Source organism: Streptosporangium nondiastaticum, assembly GCF_003011965.1.
GTDB lineage: Bacteria > Actinomycetota > Actinomycetes > Streptomycetales > Streptomycetaceae > Streptomyces > Streptomyces nondiastaticus.
Genome location: NZ_PXWG01000273.1, coordinates 1 through 3,075 on the forward strand (window position 1 = coordinate 1; position 3,075 = coordinate 3,075).

Consider the following 3,075-nt stretch of genomic DNA (forward strand, 5'->3'; position numbering starts at 1 on the left):
GCCCGCGGCCGCGCCGCCCGTGCCCGCCGCGCCGCCGGCGCCGCCCGCCCCGGCCCCCGGCAGCGGGAAGATCAACCTGGACAAGGGCCGGGTCAGCCTGCAGAAGAACCAGACGGTGTCCCTCGTCAAGGGCGGGCAGCCGTTGACGCAGTCGGTGAAGATGGGCCTCGGCTGGGAGCCGGCCTGGGGCGGCCGGGCCATCGACCTGGACGCCTCCGTCATCGCCTACGGCCCCGACCGCAACATGATCGACGCCTGCTACTTCGGCAAGCTGCAGATCCTCAACGGCGCCGTCCAGCACTCCGGTGACAACCTCACCGGCGAGGGCTCCGGCGACGACGAGACGATCACGGTGCACATGGCCGGGCTCCCGCCGGAGGTCACCGGCCTGGTCTTCACCGTCAGCTCCTTCAACGGCCAGAAGTTCAGCGAGGTCGCCAAGGCCTACTGCCGCCTCCTCGACGCCCGCACCGGCGAGGAGCTCGTGCGCTTCGACCTCACCGGCTCCGAGCCCAAGACGGGCGTGCTGATGGCGAAGTTCATCCGGCAGTACTCGGGCGAGTGGGAGATGACCGCCCTCGGCGAGTTCGTGAAGTCCCGCACCGTCCGCGACCTGGTCAAGCCGGCGGCGCAGGCGCTGTGAGCACCGGGGCTCCCGCCGCCGGCAGGCCCGCGATCCGGGCCAGCCGGCGGTAGGAGTCCAGCAGGGCCTCCCGGTCGTACGAGGAGGTGGTGACCAGCACCTCGTCGGCGCCGCTGCGTTCGACCAGCGCGCCGAGCGCGGCCGCCACCTCGTCCTCCGTGCCGTGGAGGTGCCCGCGCAGCCCCTCCTCGTACAGGCGGCGCTCCCGCTCGGTCATCGCCCGCGCCTCGGTCTCCTCCGCGGGCTCCAGGGGCGGGAAGACGCCGTGCGTACGGGAATGGGCCAGCGCCCACGCCTCGGGGACGAGCAGCCGGCGGGCCTCCTCGCGGCTGCCCGCGACGGCCACGTTGCCGGCGATCACGACGTACGGGCGCTGCCACCACGATGACGGCCGGAAAGCCGCCCGGTAGCGCCCGACGGCGGCGAGCATCCGCTCCTCGCCGCTCAGGCCGCCGATCACCAGGGCCGCGCCCGCGGCGGCCGCCGGCTCCGCGCCCGCCTCGTTGGCCAGCACGAACGCGGGAACCCGCAGGCCCTCGGCCGGGCGGGCGTGCACCTCGGAGTGGGGCCGCGGCCCGTCCGTGAACCAGCCCTCCAGCTCGGCGAGCTGCCCGCCGAAGTCCCCCATGGCCTCCTTCTCCGTGCCCAGGGCCCGCCGGATGCCGTCCGTGAAGCCCACCGAACGGCCCAGGCCCATGTCGATGCGGCCCGGGAAGAGGGACTCCAGCACCCCGAACTGCTCGGCCACCACCAGGGTGCGGTGGTTGGGCAGCATCACGCCGCCCGTGCCGACCCTGATGCGCGAGGTCGCGGCGGCGACCGCCGCGGCGAGCACGGTCGGGGCCGAGCCCGCCACGCCGGGCACGCCGTGGTGCTCCGAGACCCAGAAGCGGTGGTAGCCGAGCGCCTCGGCCTGCTGCGCGAACCGTACGGTGTCGCGCAGTGCCTCGGTCTGCGGGCGGCCCCGGCGGGTGCGGGAGCGGTCGAGTATCGAGAGGCGGATGGTCACCTCTGTTCCAACAAAGGCGGCCGGCCGTGATTCCCGGCAAACGCGGCCGGCTGTGATTCCCGGCGGCCTCCCTACCGGCCTACTGGCGGCGCCAGGGGCCGGTGATCGCCAGCATGATGCCGGGCTCCTGGATGTTGGCGAAGAGCGTCCTGCCGTCCGGGGAGAAGGTGACGCCGGTGAACTCGCTGTACTCGGGCTTCTCCGCGGTGCCGATGTTCAGCTCGTTGCGGGCGACGGGGTACGTGCGGCCGTCGTCCAGGGCGCCGAAGAGGTGCTGCACGCCCTGGCCGTCCTCGGCGATGACCAGGCCGCCGTGCGGGGAGACCGTGATGTTGTCCGGCCCGTCGAAGGCGCCGTCCCGCTCCGGGTCCTCGTTGACGCCGAAACGCACTTTCAGCGTGAGCGTGCGGCGCCGCGGGTCGTAGAACCACACCTGGCCGTCGTGCTGCACGGGGCTCTCCTCGCGGGCGAACGACGACACGACGTACGCGCCCCCGTCACCCCACCACATGCCCTCCAGCTTGCGGGCCCGCGTCACCTCGCCGCCCTTGAACTGCTTGCGGACGGAGACGGACGCCGCGTCGCGGTCCGGCACGTCCACCCAGTCCACGCCGTACACCGTGCCGGGGCGGGTGGCGCGGGAGAGGTCGTCGACGAACCGGCCGCCGGAGTCGAAGCACTTGAAGGCCTGCAGCCGGCCCGCGTCGTCGGCGAGGGTGCGCAGCCGGCCGCGGCCGTGCCGGAAGCCGGCCGGCGGGGTCCAGCGGTAGAACAGGCCGTTGGGGCCCGCGGCGTCCTCGGTGAGGTAGAGGTGGCCGCGGGCCGGATCGGTGACGACGGCCTCGTGGGCGTACCGGCCGAGGGCCTTGACGGGCTTGGGCGCGCGGCCCGCGCGGCGGTCGTGCGGGTCGACCTCGAAGACGTAGCCGTGCGTCTTCGTCATGCCGTTCTGCCCGGCCTTGTCCTCCGTCTCCTCGCAGGTCAGCCACGTGCCCCAGGGAGTGGCGCCGCCGGCGCAGTTGGTGGACGTGCCTGCGATGCCGACCCGCTCCGTGACGTGCGCGCCGTCGTGCGACACCTCGACGACGGTGCAGCCGCCCGACGCTGCGGGGTCGTAGACGAGCCCCTCCGCGAGCGGCACCGGGTACTTCCAGTTGGCGCGGGGGCCCTTGAGCTCGTGGTTGTTGACGAGCAGGGTGGTGCCGCGGGGGCCCTCGAAGGCGGCCGTGCCGTCGTGGTTCGAGGGGGTGGGCTCGCCCGACTCCAGTCTGGTGACGCCGGCCCGGGTCACGACGCGGTACGAGAAGCCGGCCGGCAGGGCGAGGAGGCCCTTCGGGTCCCGCACGAGGGGGCCGTAGCCCGGCGGGCGGGCGGGGCGGGGGCGCGCCCCGCGCTGCTCCGGCACGCCGCCGGCCAGCGCGCC

3 protein-coding genes are annotated in these 3,075 nt (G+C 74.3%); 1 reads left to right on the forward strand and 2 read right to left on the reverse strand.

Annotated elements, in window-relative coordinates:
* Positions 1-643, forward strand: a 643-nt coding sequence (locus B7P34_RS35580; RefSeq protein WP_146167031.1) for a TerD family protein, incomplete at its 5' end; no start/stop codon positions are given.
* Here the strand turns inward: B7P34_RS35580 and B7P34_RS35585 are convergent.
* Both B7P34_RS35585 and B7P34_RS35590 read right to left on the reverse strand, forming a co-directional pair.
* Positions 618-1,652 carry an MsnO8 family LLM class oxidoreductase gene (locus B7P34_RS35585; protein ID WP_106682248.1) on the reverse strand — a complete coding sequence of 345 codons (1,035 nt, stop codon included), beginning with the start codon at positions 1,650-1,652 and terminating at the stop codon, positions 618-620. The genes B7P34_RS35580 and B7P34_RS35585 overlap by 26 nt on opposite strands.
* 79 nt (positions 1,653-1,731) lie before the next feature.
* On the reverse strand, positions 1,732-3,075 hold a 1,344-nt coding region (locus B7P34_RS35590; protein WP_106682249.1), incomplete at its 5' end, for an alkaline phosphatase PhoX.